Origin of the sequence: Methylobacterium litchii, assembly GCF_038442315.1 — a bacterium.
GTDB lineage: Bacteria > Pseudomonadota > Alphaproteobacteria > Rhizobiales > Beijerinckiaceae > Methylobacterium > Methylobacterium litchii.
On the sequence record NZ_JBBXMY010000009.1, the window covers coordinates 150,686 to 168,020 of the forward strand.

Below are 17,335 nucleotides of genomic sequence, written 5' to 3' on the forward strand. Positions count from 1 at the left end.
ACGGGAAGGCCGGGCTCATCGCCCGGCCTTCGTCTTATTCCGCCGCGTCGAGGCGCGGGGTTTCGAGATCGGCCCGCTCGCGCTTCACGAGTTCGGCCGTGCGGAACGCCACCTCAAGGGCCTGCTCCGCGTTGAGGCGCGGGTCGCAGTAGGTGTGGTAGCGGTCGCTCAGGTCGTCGGCCGTCAGGGCGCGGGCACCACCGGTGCACTCGGTCACGTCCTTGCCCGTCATCTCCAGATGGATGCCGCCGGCAATCGTGCCCTCAGCGCGGTGGACGCCAAAGAAGCCTTCGATCTCTTGCATCACCCGGTCGAACGGACGCGTCTTGTAGCCGCCCGCCGAGACCGTGTTGCCATGCATCGGATCGCACACCCACACGACCGACCGGCCCTCCCGCTCGACCGCCCGCACGAGGCCCGGCAGGTGCTCGCCCACCTTGTCCGCGCCGAAGCGGCAGATGAGGCTGAGCCGGCCCGCCTCGTTCTCCGGGTTCAGCAGGTCGATGAGCTTGATAAGCCCCTCCCCCGTCATAGACGGCCCGCACTTGAGCCCGATCGGGTTTTTGATGCCGCGCGCGTATTCCACGTGGGCATGATCCGGCTGGCGGGTACGATCACCGATCCACAGCATGTGCCCGGAGGTCGCGTACCAATCGCCGCTCGTGGAATCGACGCGGGTCAGGGCCTGCTCGTAGCCGAGCAGAAGCGCCTCGTGGCTCGTGAAGAAATCGGTGGTCCGCACCTCCTGGTGCGTCTCCGGGTTGATGCCGATGGCGCGCATGAAGCCGAGCGCATCGGTCATGCGCGAGGCGACATCCTGGTAGCGCGAAGATTGCGGCGAATCCTTCACGAAGCCCAGCATCCAGCGATGCGCGTTCTCGAGGTTCGCGTAGCCGCCGGTCGCGAAGGCACGCAGCAGGTTCAGCGTCGCCGCCGATTGCCGGTATGCTTCGAGCTGGCGCCGCGGATCGGGGATCCGGGCCTCTTCCGTGAAGCCGATGCCGTTGACGATGTCGCCCCGGTAGCTCGGCAGGGACACGTCGCCCTGCGTCTCGTTCGGGGACGAGCGCGGCTTGGCGAATTGCCCGGCGATGCGCCCGACCTTCACCACGGGCGAACCGCCCGCGAAGGTCAGCACCATGGCCATCTGCAGGAACACGCGGAAGAAATCGCGGATGTTGTCGGCCGAGTGCTCGTTGAAGCTCTCGGCGCAGTCGCCGCCCTGGAGGAGGAAGGCCTCACCGGTGGAGACGCGGGCCAGTGCCGCCTTCAGCTTGCGGGCCTCGCCTGCAAAAACCAACGGCGGAAAGCTCGCGATCTGCGTCTCGACGGCAGCCAGGGCGGCGGCGTCCGGATAGGCCGGCACCTGCTGAATCGGCAGATTCCGCCACGTCGTCGGTGTCCAGCGCTCGCCCATGATTCCTCTCCACGCACGTCACTCGTGCGGCCGCGCCCTTCGCGCGGATGGGGGCTTATAGAGACATTCCTCACGGATCGCGAGGGGGCTGGGCTAGAGGCCGGGCTCGCCGTCCTCGACCTCGATCCCGTGCTCCGCGAGGATCCAGAAGATGGCTTCCAGATCCTCCGCCGACACGTCCCGGGGCGGCAGCGCCTCTTCGAGGTCGTCGTAGGTCAGGCAGCGGCTGCGCTGCGCCTCCGCCTTGGCGAGCAGCCTGTCGATGGCCCGCCGGATGTCGGCCGGAAGCGCATCCTGGCTTGGCAGGCGATACGAGAACGCCGGCCGCAAGGCTTCGGCCAGAAGGCCGTCAATGATCGCTTGACGCCGCTCGTGGGCGTCGTCGCGTTTTCCGTTGCCAGAGCCGTGCTTGCCCATGCGCCTGATATGGCTCAGGGGCGCACGGCGTCGAGGCCCCGCTACACGATAGCGTCAACCGACTCCCACCGGATGCTTGGTCACGGCCGGCACCCGCATGGTCACGAGTTCCTCGGCGGCGGTGGGGTGGACGGCGATGGTGCGGTCGAAATCCGCCTTGGTGGCGCCCATCGTCACGGCGATGCCGACCGCCTGGATCAGCTCGCCCGCATCCTGCCCGAACAGATGCACGCCCATCACTCGATCCGTCGCGCAATCGACGATCACCTTCATGATCACCCGCTCGTCGCGACCGGAGAGGGTGGCCTTCATCGGCCGGAACGACGCTTTGTAGACGTCGATTCGCTCGCAGGCTTGGCGCGCCGCGCTCTCGCTGAGGCCCACGGTGCCGATCTCGGGCGTCGAGAACACGGCCGTGGGGATGAGGTGGTGATCGACGCTGGTCGGCTTCCGGCCGAACTCGGTGTCGGCGAAGGCGTGGCCCTCGCGGATGGCGACGGGCGTAAGGTTGGCGCGGTTCGTCACGTCGCCCACGGCGAAGATCGAGGGCACAATGGTGCGCGAGAACTCATCGACGGGGATCGCGCCGGCCGCGTCGGGCACGATGCCCACCCGGTCGAGGCCGAGCCCGCCGATATTCGGCTTGCGGCCGGTGGCGAGGAGGACCTGATCGGCCTCGATCACGCTGCCGTCGTCCAGCGTCGCGGCGAGGCCGGTGCCCTGCCGTTCGATCTTGCTCAAGGTGCGCCCGAGGCGGAGGTCCATGCGCTTCGCGTAGGCCTCGGCCAGGGCGTCGCGTACCTCGTCGTCGAAGCCGCGCAGCAGCTTCTCGCCCCGGTGCAGGAGGGTGGTGCGGCTGCCCAGCGCCGCGAAGACGCCCGCGAACTCCACCGCGATGTAACCGCCGCCGATGACGAGGATGCGCTCCGGCAGGGTCTCCAACTCGAACACCTCGTTCGAGGTGATGGCGAGGTCCACCCCCGGTACGGCCGGCTCCTTCACCGGATGCGCGCCCACCGCCACGAGAATGCGCTCCGCGCGCACGAGGCGATCCGACTTCAGCAGGCGCACCGTGTGGGCGTCCTCGATCACCGCCCGCTCGGGGACGATCTCGACGCCCGCCCGCATCAGGTTCACGTCGTAGATGCCTTCGAGCCGCGTGACCTCGGCGTCGCGCCGCGCCTTCAGCACGGACCACTCGAAGCGCGGCTTTTCCAGCGTCCAGCCGAACCCGGCGGCATCCTCGAACTCGTCGGCGAAGCGGCCGGCATAGACCATTAGCTTCTTCGGGACGCAGCCCCGGATCACGCAGGTGCCGCCGACGCGATATTCCTCGGCCAGCATCACCTTCGCGCCATAGCCGGCCGCGATGCGCGCCGCCCGGACACCACCCGAGCCGCCACCGATGACGAAGAGATCGACGTCGAAGCTCATGTCGGCAGATCCGTCGCGGGTGTTCTGGAACGGGCGCGGGCCGCCCGCGCCCAGGTGATGGCAGCCCCGAGCCCGGCCGTCCACCAGCCGGCCCAGCCGTTATGCTCCACGAAGGCGATGGAGGCTGCGCAGGCGACGAGACCGAGCGCCACGGCGAGGTCCGCCGCCGGCAGGGTGGCGATCCGCGCCAGCATCAGCATCAGGACCAGGGCCGCGAGGAACGCCCCCGGCACGCCGAGTTCGGCCCAGACCTGCAGGAAGCTGTTATGCGGATGACCGACGCCGAGGAGAACCCGCATGTCCGGCGGCACCTGCGCGGCCACGGGCGTCTCCGCGAACCGCGCGCTCGTGCCGAAGCCCGCGCCGCGCCAGGGCGCGGCGGCGACCGCCGTGCCGAAGCTGCGGGCGATGGCGACCCGCGCCCGCGACGAGGATTGCGTCAATTGCTGGTGTGCCGCCTCCGGCATCAGCCGGGCAAGGAGATCGCCCTCGACGGGTGCCAGCGCCACGGCGAGCCCGAGCCCGAGGCCGGCAAGGGCCACACCCGCCTTTCGCGGCAGCACGCGGCCGAGCCCCGCCATGGCGATGCCCGCCGCCAATCCCATCATCGCCGCGCCGCTGATCGAGCGCAGGATGCCGAGACCGGCGAAGCCGAGCGTCGCGAGGGCGGCGACCCGCCTCTGCGACCGCCACAGCAGCAGGGCGAGGGGCGCGGCCACGAGATCGAGGGTCAGCACCGGCCGGTTGTGCACGAAGGCCGCGACCCGGCGGCCGAACGCCCGCTCCACCGGCAGGTCGTAGGCGAGGTCGATGGCCACGAACAGGCCCGATGCCACGATGGCGAGGCAGCCAAGCGGTAGGGCGAATTCCGGGATGCGCCCCGGCGCGAGCCGCGCCAGCAGGTAGGCCCCGATCAGCGTCGGCAGGAATTCGCCGAGGATGCGCAAGGACAAAGCCGGAAACGGGCTCCACGCGATGGAGACGAGGCTCCACGCAAGGAAGGCCAGGGCGGAGAGCCCCAGCGGCGTCCTGAGCGGGCCGATGAGCAGGGCCGGCGTGTCGCCGCCCCCCTCGCGCCAGCGGCCGGCGAGGAAGGCGAGCGCCGCAATGCCCACGACGACGGGGCTCGACCGGTTGGCGAGCACCATCGCAAGGGGCAACAGTGCCAGAGCCGCCCCACCGAGGGCGTAGAACGGCCGGGCCGCGTGCATGGGGGCTTACTGAAGCTGGTGGCCGCGCTTGCCCATCTCCGCGCGGACGCGGACCATGATGTATTCCGAGACTTCCTCGGTCCAGCCCTGCATGGCGCGGACCATCTCGTCGAGAAGGGCCGGCTGCATCTCGACGTAGCGCTTGCCGGCGGGCGAGCGGAAGAAGGTCGCGATGTCGTTGAGTTCGGACTCGGAGAACTTCGCCGCGTAGGTCCGGGCGGCGATGTCGATCATCCGCTGCTTCTGCAGTTCCATCTCCGGCTGAAGCGCGACCAGCACCTCATCGAGATCCTTCTGCAACTCCGGCCGGGTGACGGCCTGCTTGCGGATCTGATCCGCGAAGGACGGGATGATCGAATCGAACGAGCGCGCGATGCCTGAGGAGAGCATCACCTCGCGGGCGAGGGCGAGGTGGTTCGCCGTGTAGGTCGGCCCGGCCGGGGTGTTGGCGGCCGGCATCGGGGCGGCGGGCTTCTTGGCCTGGGCCAGGGCCGGCAGGCAGGGAGCCGCGAGGGCGAGGCCGACCAGGGCGGCGAGGAGGCGGGACATCAGCGGGTTCCGTCGTTGCGAGGAGCGGTTCAAGCGAGGCGGCCGAGGATCGTGACCTCGGCTTGCCCGCCGACATCGGCGGCGAGGATCGCAGCGGTCGCGATGCCTAGGAAGAGGCCGTGCTCGACCACGCCGGGCACGGACCAGAGGGCGGTGCCCAGCCGTTCGGGATCGGGGATGCGGCCGAGCTTGGCATCGAGGATGACGTGGCCGCCATCGGTCTTCACCGGCTGTCCGTCCGGGCCGAGGCGCAGGTCGACCGGCCCCCGGCAGCCGGCGGCGGCGATCGCTTCCTCGACCGCCTGCTGGGTGGCGGTGAGGCCGAACAGATTCACTTCGATGGGAAGCGGGAAGGCACCGAGCGTCGCGACGTGCTTGGCCGCGTCCGCGATCACCACCATACGGTGGCTCGCGCAGGCGACGATCTTCTCGCGCAGCAGCGCGGCGCCGCCGCCCTTGATGAGTCGCAGGTTGTTGTCGACCTCGTCCGCCCCGTCGATGGTGAGATCGAGATGCGGAAGCTCGTCCAGGGTGGCGAGTCGAATGCCGAGCCCCTGCGCCTGACGCCGGGTCGCCTCGGATGTCGGCACGCCGACCACGTCGAGCCCGTCGCGCACCCTTGCGCCGAGCAGGTCCACGAAGGCGGCGGCGGTCGAGCCGGTGCCGAGGCCGAGGCGCATCCCCGGCTCGACCAGTTCGAGGGCACGGGCGGCAGCGGCCCGGCGAAGGTCGGGCGCGCTCATGGACGACGGTTCCGGGGAGTCTGAGCGAGGTGGACGACGCGCATGATCGGGTTGGCCCTGAGGGACGTTCGCCGCGCCCCTAGCATGCCGGCCGCCCGACCGGAACGGGACTCGCGCGAAGCCGGTATCATGGACGTCCACCCTGTGGGGGCGTGGCGCTGGTGCCCGGCCGCCCGGTGGAGATGCCGGGGACGGGCGAGCCGTCCTGCGCCTCGGCGCCGGCCTTCGATTGCTGAGTGCAGACCACCTGCTCCTTCTTCACCAGCACGAAGCAGATGCTCATCTCGCCGGTGCGGTAGTTCACCCGGAACACGCCGGCTTCGCGGGCATGGCGGCTGGCGACGAGGCCGTATTCCGCCGGGGGCTGGGCGCCCGCGCCCTCACCCGCGCCGAAGCACACGGTCTGGCCGATGCCGCCGCCCGATTCCTGCAGCCCGTACTGGCAGGAGGTGACTTCGCCCGTCACCTTGTCGACCCGGTACATGCGGTTCAGATCGGTCTGCGGCGCGGGCACAAATTCATACGAGGACGCCAGAGCCGGCAAGGCGTGCAGCGTGGCACAGACGAGAAGCGTCGGCAGGATCAGGCGCATGGGACATCCGGTGGAGGGAAGCCTCCGGTCTCGCTGAGGTTTCGGGCAAGTCTTAGGCATGGCGCGACTTGCCGGCCCGCCACCGGCCAGATAGCGAGGCGCCATTCCCTGATAGACGGATCTTGCCATGGCCGCCCCGCCCATCGCCGTGTTCGACCTCGACGGCACACTCGCCGAGACGGCGGGTGACCTGATCGGCACGCTGAATGTACTCCTGACTCGCGAAGGCCTCGCCGAGCTTCCCCTGTCACAAGCGCGCGAATTGATCGGCGCCGGGGCCAAAGCCCTCATCAAGCGCGGCTTCGAGGCCGAGGGGCGCGAGATCGGCCCGGCCGAACACGAGCGGCTGTTCGACGATTTCATCGCCCATTACGGCGAGCATCTGGCCGATACTTCGCACCTGTTCGACGGCGTCGTGCAGGCGCTGGACCGGCTGGAAGCATCGGGCTTCCGGCTCGCCGTCTGCACGAACAAGTACGAGGGGCAGTCGGTGAAGCTGCTGGGCCTGCTCGGCATCGCCGACCGCTTCGCCGCCATCTGCGGGCGGGACACGTTCCCGCAATCGAAGCCCGATCCGCGCCACCTCACCGGCACGATCGAGCGCGCGGGCGGCGATCCGGCCCGCGCCGTAATGGTGGGCGATTCCCGCACGGACATCGACACCGCCAAGGCGGCGGGCATCCCGGTGGTGGCCGTGACCTTCGGCTACACCGACACCCCCGTCTCCGAACTCGGGCCCGACCGGGTGATCGAGCACTTCTCGGACTTGCACGAGGCCGTCACCGCGCTGGTGCGCGTGGCCTGAGCAGGCTCAGGCGAGCCATGTCTTGAGGCGGGCCACCGTATCGCGGCAATCCTTCTCCGATCCGGCGAAGGAGAAGCGGACATGGTGGCCCCCGGCGGCGGGGTCGAAGTCGAGGCCGGGCGTCGAGGCGATGCCGGCCTCGTCCAGCATCCGGCGGCAGAAGCCGGCGGCGTCGTTCGTCAGGTTCGACACGTCCGCATAGATGTAGAACGCCCCGTCCGCCGGATGGACCTTGCCGAGGCCGAGGCCGGGGAAGGCGTCGAGAAGGATGGCGCGGTTGCGGGCATAGCCTTCGCGGACGGCTTCCAACTCCTCCGTCGCGTCGAACGCGGCGAGCGCCCCGACCTGCGAGAGGTAGGGGGCCGAGATGTAGAGGTTCTGCGCCAGCCGCTCGACGGCGCGCAGCAGGCTTTCCGGCACGACCATCCAGCCGATGCGCCAGCCGGTCATGCAATGGTACTTCGAGAAGGAGTTGATGATCACCGCATCCGGCTCGAACTGGAGCGCGGTGGCGGCCGGCGCCCCGTAGGTGAGGCCGTGGTAGATCTCGTCCGAGATGAGCGGCAGCCCGAGGCCCCGGGCACGGGCGCAGAGGTCGGCCAGCGCTTCGGGCACGATCACCGTCCCCGATGGGTTTGCCGGGCTCATCACGAGCACACCGTTCAGGTTGCTCGCCTCGTGCGTCGCCTGCAGCAGGGCGGCGGTGGGGGCGAAGCGGTCTTGCTCGCGCAGGACCATCGGCACCGGCTCGACGCCGAGCGAGGCGAGGATGTTGCGATAGGCCGGATAGCCCGGCTGCGGCACGCCGACCCGGTCGCCTGCATCGAACATTGCCATGAAGGCGAGGAGGAAGCCCGCCGAGGAGCCGGTCGTCACCACGACCTGCTCCGGGGCCACCGTGACGCCGTAGCGCGACCTGTAATCCCGCGCGATACGCTCGCGCAGCGCCGGCAGACCCAGTGCTTCCGTATAGGGCACGCGCCCGAGGGTCAGCGCTTGGCGGGCCGCCTCGACCACCGGGCGCGGGGCGCCCGCCGAGGGCTGGCCCACTTCCATATGCACCACGTCGAGGCCGGAGCGCTCCCTGGCGGCGGCGGCGCTCATCACGTCCATCACCATGAACGGTGCGACGGAGGAGGCACGGCGGGACGGTTGCGGCATGGGATCCGGCAGGTTCACGCGCCCGGCGGGCGCAGATGGGCTATTTGACCGCGCGCCGCGAAAACGCCAAACCCCTCTCTCATAGGCTCGCGCCTGTCAGACGCCCGCGTCCCGCGAGGATCCATGCCCTTCACCCGTTCCCTGCCCGCCCTCGCGCTCGTCCTGAGCCTCGGCGCGTCCGCCACCGCCCTGGCCCAGGAAGCCGCCGCGCCGTTCACGGACGCACAGCGCTCGGCCATCGAGGGGATCATCAAGGAATACCTCGTCAAGAACCCCGAGGTTCTGCAGGACGCCCTCGCCGAGGCCGAGAAGCGGCAGGTCGAGACGCAGCGCCTCGCCCAGGCCGCCGCGCTCAAGGAATCTCGCGAGATGCTTGTGAATGGCAAGCACGACGTGGTGGCCGGCAATCCGACGGGTGACGTCACCCTCGTGGAGTTCTTCGATTACAATTGCGGCTATTGCCGTAAGGCGCTCAGCGACGTGCAGGCGCTGATCAAGTCGGACCCGAAGCTGCGGGTCGTCATCAAGGACTTCCCCGTGCTCGGCCCGGAATCGCTCGAGGCGAGCCAGGTCGCCATGGCCGTGGCGCAGCAGCTGAAGGGCGACAAGCTCTTCGAGTTCCACCAGAAGCTGCTCGAGTCGAAGGGCCGGGTGAACGGCGCCAAGGCGATGGACGTCGCCAAGTCGATGGGCCTCGACACCGCGAAGCTTCAGAAGGACATGGGTTCCCCGGACGTGAAGGCCGCGCTCTCGGAGAATCGCGGGCTCGGCGACCGCCTCGGCCTGTCGGGCACGCCGGCCTTCATCATCGGTGACGAGGTGATCCCCGGTGCGGTCGGCGTGGAGCCGATGCGCAAGACCATCGCCGACGTTCGCCAGTGCGGCCACGCCTCCTGCTGAGGCATACGACGCAACAACAACCGTTCATCGCCGCTTGTCGCGGGGCTGCCTCGTCGTCTAAGACCACGGGTGCCCGCGGCGAACCGCGGTGCCCTCCGGCGCCCGGTTGAGCCCGAGCCCCCGCCCGCCGGAACATCGGACCCGATGCCAGACGAAGAAGGCCGGATGCCCAAGCACGACTCCATCGATCCCGAGCTCGTCCGCGAGCTCGCCCACCTCGTCACGGAGACCGGTCTCTCCGAGATCGAGGTCGAAAAGGGTGACCTGCGTATCCGCGTGGTCCGCCGGATCGAGCCCGTTTCCGTTCAGGTCGCGGCGCCGGCCCCCATCGCGGTGACGGCGCCCGCGCCGATGCACATGCCGGCGGCCCTGGCCCCGGCCGAGCCCGCACGCACGGAGCCCGGCACGGTGCCCTCCCCCATGGTCGGCACCGCCTACCTGCGTCCGTCGCCCGAGGCGAAGGCGTTCATCGATGTCGGCTCGCGGGTCGAGGTCGGTGACAAGCTTCTGCTGATCGAGGCGATGAAGACCTTCAACGAGATCGTCGCGACCCGAGCCGGCACCGTGACGGCGATCTTCGTCGAGGACGGCCAGCCGGTCGAGTTCGGCGAGGCGCTCCTCGTCATCGCCTGACGCCTCGGGAAGCTGCCGCCATGTTCGACAAGATCCTGATCGCCAACCGGGGCGAAATCGCGCTGCGAATCCTGCGGGCGGCGAAGGAGCTCGGCATCGCCACCGTGGCGGTCCATTCCACCGCCGACGCGGACGCCATGCATGTGCGCCTCGCCGACGAGAGCGTGTGCATCGGCCCGCCCGCCGCGCGCGACAGCTACCTCAACATCCCCTCGATCATCGCGGCTTGCGAGATCACCGGGGCGGATGCGGTCCATCCCGGCTACGGCTTCCTCTCGGAGAACGCCCGCTTCGCCGAGGTGCTGGCCCATCACGAGATCGGCTTCATCGGCCCCAAGGCGGAGCATATCCGCGTCATGGGCGACAAGATCGAGGCCAAGCGCACGGCGCTGAAGCTCGGTATTCCTTGTGTCCCCGGCTCCGAGGGCGGGGTCGAGACCGGCGACGAGGCCAAGCGCGTCGCCGCCGAAATCGGCTATCCCGTGCTGGTGAAGGCCGCCTCCGGTGGCGGCGGTCGCGGCATGAAGGTCGCCCGCACCGAGGCCGACCTTGATCAGGCCATCGGCATGGCCCGCTCCGAGGCGAAAGCCGCCTTCGGTGACGATTCGGTCTACCTCGAAAAGTATCTCGAAAAGCCGCGCCACATCGAGGTGCAGGTGCTCGGTGACGGCAATGGCGGCGCAGTCCACCTTGCCGAGCGCGATTGCTCGCTCCAGCGCCGCCACCAGAAGGTGTGGGAAGAGGGCGGCTCGCCGGCCCTCAACGAGGCGATGCGGGCCGAGATCGGCGGCATCTGCGCCAACGCCATGCAGAAGCTCGGCTATCTCGGCGCCGGCACGGTCGAGTTCCTGTACGAGGACGGCCGCTTCTACTTCATCGAGATGAACACCCGAATCCAGGTGGAGCATCCGGTAACGGAGATGATCACCGGCATCGACCTCGTGAACGAGCAGATCCGCGTGGCGGCCGGTGCGCCCCTCTCGGTCGTGCAGAGCGACATCAAGGTCGAGGGGCACGCCATCGAGTGCCGCATCAACGCCGAGGACCCGGAGACCTTCCGGCCCTCGCCGGGGCTTATCACCTATTACCACCCGCCGGGCGGCCTCGGGGTCCGCGTCGATTCGGCCGCCTTCCAGGGCTACCGCATCCCGCCGAACTACGATTCGCTGATCGGCAAGCTGATCGTCCACGGCCGCACCCGGAACGAGTGCCTGATGCGCCTGCGCCGGGCCCTGGACGAGTTCGTCATCGATGGTGTCGACACCACCCTGCCCCTGTTCCGCGCCCTGGTCCGCAATCAGGACGTGCAGAACGGCATGTACGACATCCATTGGCTGGAGACGGCGCTCGCCAGCGGTGCCCTCAAGACCTGACGCCGCGCGGCTCCCGGGCCTCTGGCCTTTCGCGCGGCGCCGGGCGACATTTCCGCCATGCATGACGGCGCCCGTATCGACATCACGCCCGAGATCCTGCTGAAGGCCTATGCCGCCGGGATCTTCCCGATGGCGGAGGACGCGGACGATCCGACGCTCTACTGGGTCGAGCCGCGCGCCCGGGGCATCCTGCCCCTCGACGGGTTCCGCATCCCGCGCCGCCTCGCCCGCACCGTCCGCTCGGACGTGTTCGAAGTCCGCTCCGACACCGATTTCGGCGGCGTGATCGAGGGCTGTGCCGGGCCGCGCCGGGACAGCGAGCGCACCTGGATCAACGGACGCATCCGCGACCTCTACGGCGCCCTGTTCGACGAGGGCTACGTCCACACGATCGAGGTCTATGCCCGCGACACGCAGCGACTCGTCGGCGGGCTCTACGGCGTCTCTCTCGGCGCGGCCTTCTTCGGGGAGAGCATGTTCCACCTCGCCCGCGATGCCTCGAAGGTGGCCCTGGTCCACCTGATGGCGCGGCTGAGGACGGGCGGATACCGGCTGGCCGACACGCAATTCGTGACCGACCACCTCGCCCAGTTCGGCGCGGAGGAGATTCCCCGCCACGCCTACAAGCGCAGGCTCGCCACGGCCCTCGACGGCGAGGCGGATTGGGGCATCTGGCCGGGGGACGGCAGCGTCAGCGGAGAGCAAACGCTGCTGGCGTTGGCACCGGTCGAGGTGTGACCGGGGACTAGCGGAAGATCGCGTCGAAGATCGATTGCGGCTGAGGCGGCGGCGGCGGGGCCGGCGCGGGGCCCTCGTTCGACGGGAAGAATTTCCGAGAAGGCTTCTGCTTCGGCTGCACCGGGACGCCGCGCGGCGCCTCGACGTCCACCTGCCCGGCCGAGTTAACCTGCTGGGCGGTCTTCGTCGCATCCTTGCGCTTGCCGGACTTCTCTGGCTTCGCCGCGAGGGCCGGTACGTCCTCCTGCTCCTTCGCCTCGGCGATCACGTCGCTGCCGCCCTTACAATCGACGAGCCAGACGTCGTAGATCGGATGCTCGATGGCGTGCAGGCCGGGGCTCGACGCGAACATCCAGCCGGTGAAGATCCGGCGGTACTTGTTGTCGAGGGTCACTTCGTCCACCTCGAGGAAGGCCGTAGTCTTGGCCGGCTCGGTGGGCGGACGCGAATAGCAGACGCGCGGGGTCAGTTGCAGGGCGCCGAACTGGACGGTCTCGTCCACGGCGACCTCGAAGGACACGATGCGCCCGGTGATCTTGTCGAGGCCGGAGAACACCGCCGTCGGGTTCTTGATCTTGTCGGCAACGGCCGGCACGGCCGCGAGGCACGCGGCGCCGAAGCAGAGCGCCCGGACGGCGCGGGAGAGGGTGCGGCTCAAGGCGTCTGCCTTTCGGCGGTCTGGGCTAAGCGAGGTGCGCCCGTTTCAACACCGCAACGGTGGCGGCAAAAGGGCGCTGCGCCGGGCCTATTCCGGCGACCAGGGGGCGTAATCGCCCGTCGCGGCGGGACGCGAGCCCCAGGACAGCTGCGAGCCCTGCGGCCGGTAGGCGTTGGCCGTGCCGGTCTGGTTCTCGACATGCGGCTTCTGCCAGGGCTTGGGCGTGTACTGCTCCTCGCTGGGCGCCACGTCGACGTTGTGGCACAGCCAGCCGCGCCAGCCCGGCGGCACCTTCGAGGCGTCCGCGTAGCCGTTGTACACGACCCAGCGACGCTCGCTTCCGACCGAACGGTCGATCAGCGCGCCCTGCGCCTTGTAGTACTTGTTCCCCAGCTCGTCCTCGCCGACGAAGATGCCCGAGCGCGCGGTTTGGACGGCGACCGAGACGGTCTGACCGTTCCACCACGTGAAGATGCGCAGCAGGGTGTCTTTGAGTGCCATCACCCGATCCGGTCTGGGCCGCGCCCGCGGGCGCGTCGGAGGCGGTTATGGGCAGGCCGCGCCCGCGAGTCCAGTGCTGCGTTGCGGTGGGCCGACCTGTCGCACGGATGTCACGGCCACGCTCCGGCATTTCCGGGCGGCTCGCGTTGCCATGTGGACGCAAAATAATCCCGGCGGAAATCATCGACGCCAGAACGACACTTAGGCGAGGCGGGATGGATATCCACAGGGATTTGTCGCACACCACAAGATGTAGCGGGAAACCTTCCGCCCGCACACCACTTGTTGACGTGAAAGGCGGGTAGGCGTTAATCTCTCGGACATGGTGGTGCCCCTTCGGTCACGGCGTTCAGTGGGCCGCCCCCGTCTCTAAAATTAACGTCGCGGAACCGAACCGAGCCCAGTGCGGGCCGGGTCGGAACCGCTGCCCCCGCTGCTGGCGGGACCGGGGACGCGTGCCCCGTTGGGAGAGGTGTGACTAATGCGGTTCGAGCGTCGCTACACCACGGCCGGGCAGTCGCCCTATGCGGCCATCGCGTTCCGCAAGACGCTGAGCGAGATCCGTAATCCGGATGGGTCGGTCGTGTTCCGCCTCGACGGCATCGACGTGCCGGAGAGCTGGAGCCAAGTTGCGAGCGACGTCCTCGCTCAGAAGTATTTCCGTAAGGCAGGCGTGCCGGCCCGGCTGAAGAAGGTCGAGGAGAACGACGTTCCCTCGTTCCTGTGGCGCTCCGTGCCGGATGAGGCGGCGCTGGCCGAGTTGCCGGAGGACGAGCGCATCGGCTCCGAGATCTCCGCGACGCAGGTCTTCGACCGTCTGGCCGGCTGCTGGACCTATTGGGGCTGGAAGGGCGGCTACTTCTCCTCCGAGGAAGACGCTTCGGCCTTCATGGACGAGCTGCGCTTCATGCTCGCCCGCCAGATGGTGGCGCCGAACTCCCCGCAATGGTTCAACACCGGCCTGCATTGGGCTTACGGCATCGACGGACCGGGCCAGGGCCACTTCTATTGCGATTACCGCACCGGCGAGCTGACCCGCTCGGGCAGTGCCTACGAGCACCCGCAGCCGCATGCCTGCTTCATCCAGTCCGTGCAGGACGACCTCGTGAACGAGGGCGGCATCATGGACCTGTGGGTCCGTGAGGCGCGCCTGTTCAAGTACGGCTCCGGTACCGGCTCAAACTTCTCCATGCTCCGTTCGGAGAACGAGAAGCTCGGCGGTGGCGGCAAGTCCTCCGGCCTGATGTCCTTCCTGAAGATCGGCGACCGCGCGGCGGGCGCCATCAAGTCGGGCGGCACCACCCGCCGCGCCGCCAAGATGGTGATCGTCGACATCGACCACCCGGACATCGAAGCCTTCATCGACTGGAAGGTGAAGGAAGAGCAGAAGGTCGCCGCCCTGGTGACGGGCTCGAAGGTCGTCTCCAAGCACCTCACCGCCGTCATGAAGGCCTGCACCCAGTGCGAGGCCGAGGGCGATGCCTGCTTCGACGCCGAGCGGAACCCCGCGCTGAAGCGCGAGATCAAGGCCGCCCGCAAGGCGATGGTGCCGGACGCCTACATCAAGCGCGTCGTGCAGTTCGCCAAGCAGGGCTTCACCAAGATCGAGTTCCCCGTCTACGACACCGATTGGGATTCGGAAGCCTACCTGACGGTCGCCGGCCAGAACTCCAACAACTCGGTCTCGCTCACCGACGGCTTCCTCCGCGCCGTCGATGAGGACAAGGATTGGAACCTCACCGCCCGCGTCACCGGCAAGGTCACGAAGACCCTGAAGGCCCGCGACCTGTGGGAGAAGATCGGCGAGGCCGCCTGGGCGTCGGCCGATCCGGGCCTGCACTTCAACACCACGATGAACGACTGGCACACCTGCCCGGCGGGCGGGCGGATCCGGGCCTCGAACCCGTGCTCCGAGTACATGTTCCTCGACGACACGGCCTGCAACCTCGCCTCCACGAACCTGCTGACCCTCTACGACCGTGAGTCGAAGCGGTTCGACGTCGAGGGTTACGAGCACGTCAACCGCCTCTGGACGGTGGTGCTCGAGATCTCGGTGCTGATGGCGCAGTTCCCGTCCCGCGAGATCGCGGAACTGTCCTACCGCTACCGGACGCTCGGCCTCGGCTACGCCAACATCGGCGGCCTGCTGATGACGATGGGCCTGTCTTACGACTCGCATGAGGGCCGCGCCCTGGCCGGTGCCCTCACCGCGATCATGACCGGCGTCGCCTATGCGACCTCGGCGGAGATGGCGGCCGAACTCGGTGCCTTCCCGGCCTACGACGAGAACGCCGACGCGATGCTGCGGGTGATCCGCAACCACCGCCGGGCGGCTCACGGCGAGGCGGACGGCTACGAGTTCCTGAACATCGCGCCGGTCCCGCTGGACCACGCCAACATCCCGCAGGGCGACCTCGGCGAGCGTGCCCGTGTGGCTTGGGACCGGGCGCTCGCGCTCGGCGAGGAGCACGGCTACCGCAACGCCCAGTCAACCGTGATCGCGCCCACCGGCACGATCGGCCTCGTGATGGATTGCGACACCACCGGCATCGAGCCGGACTTCGCCCTGGTGAAGTTCAAGAAGCTCGCGGGCGGCGGCTACTTCAAGATTATCAACCGGGCCGTGCCGGACGCCCTGCGGACGCTCGGCTACCGGGAGAGCGAGATCGCCGAGATCGAGGCCTACGCGGTCGGCCACGGCTCGATGGGCCAAGCGCCGGGCGTCAACCCCTCGACCCTGCGCGCCAAGGGCTTCACCGACGAGAAGATCGCCTCGGTGGAGAAGGGCCTGAAGTCGGCCTTCGACATCAAGTTCGTGTTCAACCGCTGGACGCTCGGCGACGACTTCCTGACCCAGACCCTCAAGGTCCCGGCCGAGAAGCTCGCCGACCCGACCTTCGAGCTGCTGCCATTCCTGGGCTTCGGCAAGAAAGAGATCGAGGCCGCCAACACCCATGTCTGCGGGGCGATGACGCTGGAAGGCGCGCCGTTCCTGAAGACGGAGCATTACGCGGTCTTCGATTGCGCCAACCCCTGCGGGCGGATCGGCAAACGGTATCTCTCGGTGGAGAGCCATATCCGCATGATGGCGGCGGCCCAGCCGTTCATCTCGGGGGCGATTTCCAAGACGATCAACATGCCGAACGACGCCACGGTCGAGGATTGCAAGGCGGCCTATCTGCTGTCCTGGCGCCTCGCCCTCAAGGCGAACGCCCTCTACCGCGACGGCTCGAAGTTGTCGCAGCCCCTCAACTCGGCGCTCATCGCGGACGAGGACGAGGATGCCGACGAGGCGATCGAGGCCCTGATCCAGGCGCCCGCTGCGGCCAAGGCGGCTGCGGCGGCCGAGCGGATCGTGGAGCGGGTGATCGAGCGGGTGGAGCGCATCCGCTCGCGGGAGAAGCTGCCCGGCCGGCGCAAGGGCTACACCCAGAAGGCGGTCGTGGGCGGCCACAAGGTCTACCTGCGCACCGGCGAGTACGACGACGGACGCCTCGGCGAGATCTTCATCGACATGCACAAGGAAGGCGCCGCCTTCCGCAGCCTGATGAACAACTTCGCCATCGCGATCTCGCTCGGCCTCCAGTACGGCGTGCCGCTGGAGGAGTTCGTGGAGGCCTTCACCTTCACGCGCTTCGAGCCGTCGGGCTTCGTGCAGGGCAACGACGCGATCAAGAACGCGACCTCGCTGCTGGACTACGTGTTCCGCGAGCTGGCGATCTCGTATCTCGGCCGCACGGACCTCGCCCACGTCAACCCGAACGAGATCGGCAACACGGTGCTCGGCGGCGGTGAGGCTGGCGACACCACCCGCGAGGGGCCGAAGTCGACCTCGGCGGCCTCCATCGTGTCGCGCGGCCTGCTTCGCGGCTCGGCCGACCGGCTGACCGTGATCCAAGGCGGCCCGGCGGGGGCGACCCTCGCCGTCTCCCCGGCGGCCTCCGGCGGCACGGTCCACGCCATGCGCGGCGCTACGGCCCTGAAGGCCGAGCCCGTCGAGATGGCGCAGATCGCCGAGACCCTGCCCTTCGCCGCGCCGACGCGCACGGTCGAGGATCGCCGGGCCGAGGCGAAGATGAAGGGCTATGTCGGCGAGGCTTGCCCGGAATGCGCGAACTTCACCCTCGTGCGCAACGGAACCTGCCTGAAGTGCGACACCTGCGGCGGCACCACGGGCTGCTCGTAAGCCCTCCGGCACCGCGA

Annotated in this window: 16 protein-coding genes; 6 read left to right on the forward strand and 10 right to left on the reverse strand. The window is 68.9% G+C overall.

The window, feature by feature from the left end; translation table 11 throughout:
* Nucleotides 1–34: 34 nt before the first annotated feature.
* The 7 genes from AAHF99_RS17240 to AAHF99_RS17270 all read right to left on the reverse strand — a co-directional run bounded on the left by AAHF99_RS17240 (nt 35) and on the right by AAHF99_RS17270 (nt 6,363).
* Nucleotides 35–1,417, reverse strand: a complete 1,383-nt coding sequence (locus AAHF99_RS17240) for a class II 3-deoxy-7-phosphoheptulonate synthase (protein WP_342165737.1) — start codon at nt 1,415–1,417, stop codon at nt 35–37.
* 93 nt (nt 1,418–1,510) lie between these two features.
* Nucleotides 1,511–1,834, reverse strand: a complete 324-nt coding sequence (locus AAHF99_RS17245; protein ID WP_342165738.1) for an RNA polymerase sigma factor region1.1 domain-containing protein — start codon at nt 1,832–1,834, stop codon at nt 1,511–1,513.
* Nucleotides 1,835–1,888: 54 nt separating this feature from the next.
* A complete protein-coding gene (gene gor, locus AAHF99_RS17250; protein WP_342165739.1) occupies nt 1,889–3,268 on the reverse strand; it encodes a glutathione-disulfide reductase in 1,380 nt (459 codons plus the stop codon).
* On the reverse strand, nt 3,265–4,479 hold the full coding sequence (locus AAHF99_RS17255) for an O-antigen ligase family protein (protein ID WP_342165740.1): 1,215 nt from the start codon (nt 4,477–4,479) through the stop codon (nt 3,265–3,267). Before AAHF99_RS17255 ends, gor begins: the two co-directional genes overlap by 4 nt.
* 6 nt (nt 4,480–4,485) lie before the next feature.
* Nucleotides 4,486–5,028 (reverse strand): DUF2059 domain-containing protein, encoded by a 543-nt coding sequence (locus AAHF99_RS17260; protein WP_342165741.1) that lies wholly within the window; start codon nt 5,026–5,028, stop codon nt 4,486–4,488.
* A 29-nt stretch (nt 5,029–5,057) separates the two neighbouring features.
* The gene (gene rpiA, locus AAHF99_RS17265) at nt 5,058–5,771 is read right to left on the reverse strand and encodes a ribose-5-phosphate isomerase RpiA (protein WP_342165742.1); all 714 of its coding nucleotides are present in this window, start codon (nt 5,769–5,771) and stop codon (nt 5,058–5,060) included.
* A gap of 127 nt (nt 5,772–5,898) precedes the next feature.
* The gene (locus AAHF99_RS17270) at nt 5,899–6,363 is read right to left on the reverse strand and encodes a hypothetical protein (protein ID WP_342165743.1); all 465 of its coding nucleotides are present in this window, start codon (nt 6,361–6,363) and stop codon (nt 5,899–5,901) included.
* Nucleotides 6,364–6,490: 127 nt separating this feature from the next.
* On the opposite strand from AAHF99_RS17270, the gene gph reads away from it, so the two are divergent.
* On the forward strand, nt 6,491–7,168 hold the full coding sequence (gene gph, locus AAHF99_RS17275; protein WP_342165744.1) for a phosphoglycolate phosphatase: 678 nt from the start codon (nt 6,491–6,493) through the stop codon (nt 7,166–7,168).
* A 6-nt stretch (nt 7,169–7,174) separates the two neighbouring features.
* On the opposite strand, the gene AAHF99_RS17280 is transcribed toward gph, so the two are convergent.
* On the reverse strand, nt 7,175–8,329 hold the full coding sequence (locus AAHF99_RS17280; protein WP_342165745.1) for a pyridoxal phosphate-dependent aminotransferase: 1,155 nt from the start codon (nt 8,327–8,329) through the stop codon (nt 7,175–7,177).
* Nucleotides 8,330–8,452: 123 nt separating this feature from the next.
* On the opposite strand from AAHF99_RS17280, the gene AAHF99_RS17285 reads away from it, so the two are divergent.
* The 4 genes from AAHF99_RS17285 to aat all read left to right on the forward strand — a co-directional run bounded on the left by AAHF99_RS17285 (nt 8,453) and on the right by aat (nt 11,973).
* A complete protein-coding gene (locus tag AAHF99_RS17285; protein ID WP_342165746.1) occupies nt 8,453–9,229 on the forward strand; it encodes a DsbA family protein in 777 nt (258 codons plus the stop codon).
* A gap of 165 nt (nt 9,230–9,394) precedes the next feature.
* Nucleotides 9,395–9,862 carry an acetyl-CoA carboxylase biotin carboxyl carrier protein gene (accB, locus tag AAHF99_RS17290; protein ID WP_342165747.1) on the forward strand — a complete coding sequence of 156 codons (468 nt, stop codon included), beginning with the start codon at nt 9,395–9,397 and terminating at the stop codon, nt 9,860–9,862.
* 20 nt (nt 9,863–9,882) lie between these two features.
* Complete coding sequence (gene accC, locus AAHF99_RS17295; RefSeq protein ID WP_342165748.1) at nt 9,883–11,235, forward strand: acetyl-CoA carboxylase biotin carboxylase subunit; 1,353 nt, start codon at nt 9,883–9,885, stop codon at nt 11,233–11,235.
* A gap of 57 nt (nt 11,236–11,292) precedes the next feature.
* Nucleotides 11,293–11,973 carry a leucyl/phenylalanyl-tRNA--protein transferase gene (gene aat, locus AAHF99_RS17300; RefSeq protein ID WP_342165749.1) on the forward strand — a complete coding sequence of 227 codons (681 nt, stop codon included), beginning with the start codon at nt 11,293–11,295 and terminating at the stop codon, nt 11,971–11,973.
* Between the two features lie 7 nt (nt 11,974–11,980).
* On the opposite strand, the gene AAHF99_RS17305 is transcribed toward aat, so the two are convergent.
* Complete coding sequence (locus tag AAHF99_RS17305; protein WP_342165750.1) at nt 11,981–12,631, reverse strand: DUF2155 domain-containing protein; 651 nt, start codon at nt 12,629–12,631, stop codon at nt 11,981–11,983.
* 87 nt (nt 12,632–12,718) lie between these two features.
* Nucleotides 12,719–13,132, reverse strand: a complete 414-nt coding sequence (locus AAHF99_RS17310) for an NADH:ubiquinone oxidoreductase subunit NDUFA12 (RefSeq protein ID WP_243955680.1) — start codon at nt 13,130–13,132, stop codon at nt 12,719–12,721.
* A 481-nt stretch (nt 13,133–13,613) separates the two neighbouring features.
* On the opposite strand from AAHF99_RS17310, the gene AAHF99_RS17315 reads away from it, so the two are divergent.
* Entirely contained in the window at nt 13,614–17,318 is a 3,705-nt protein-coding gene (locus tag AAHF99_RS17315; RefSeq protein WP_342165751.1) for a vitamin B12-dependent ribonucleotide reductase, read from the forward strand.
* Nucleotides 17,319–17,335: the final 17 nt, after the last annotated feature.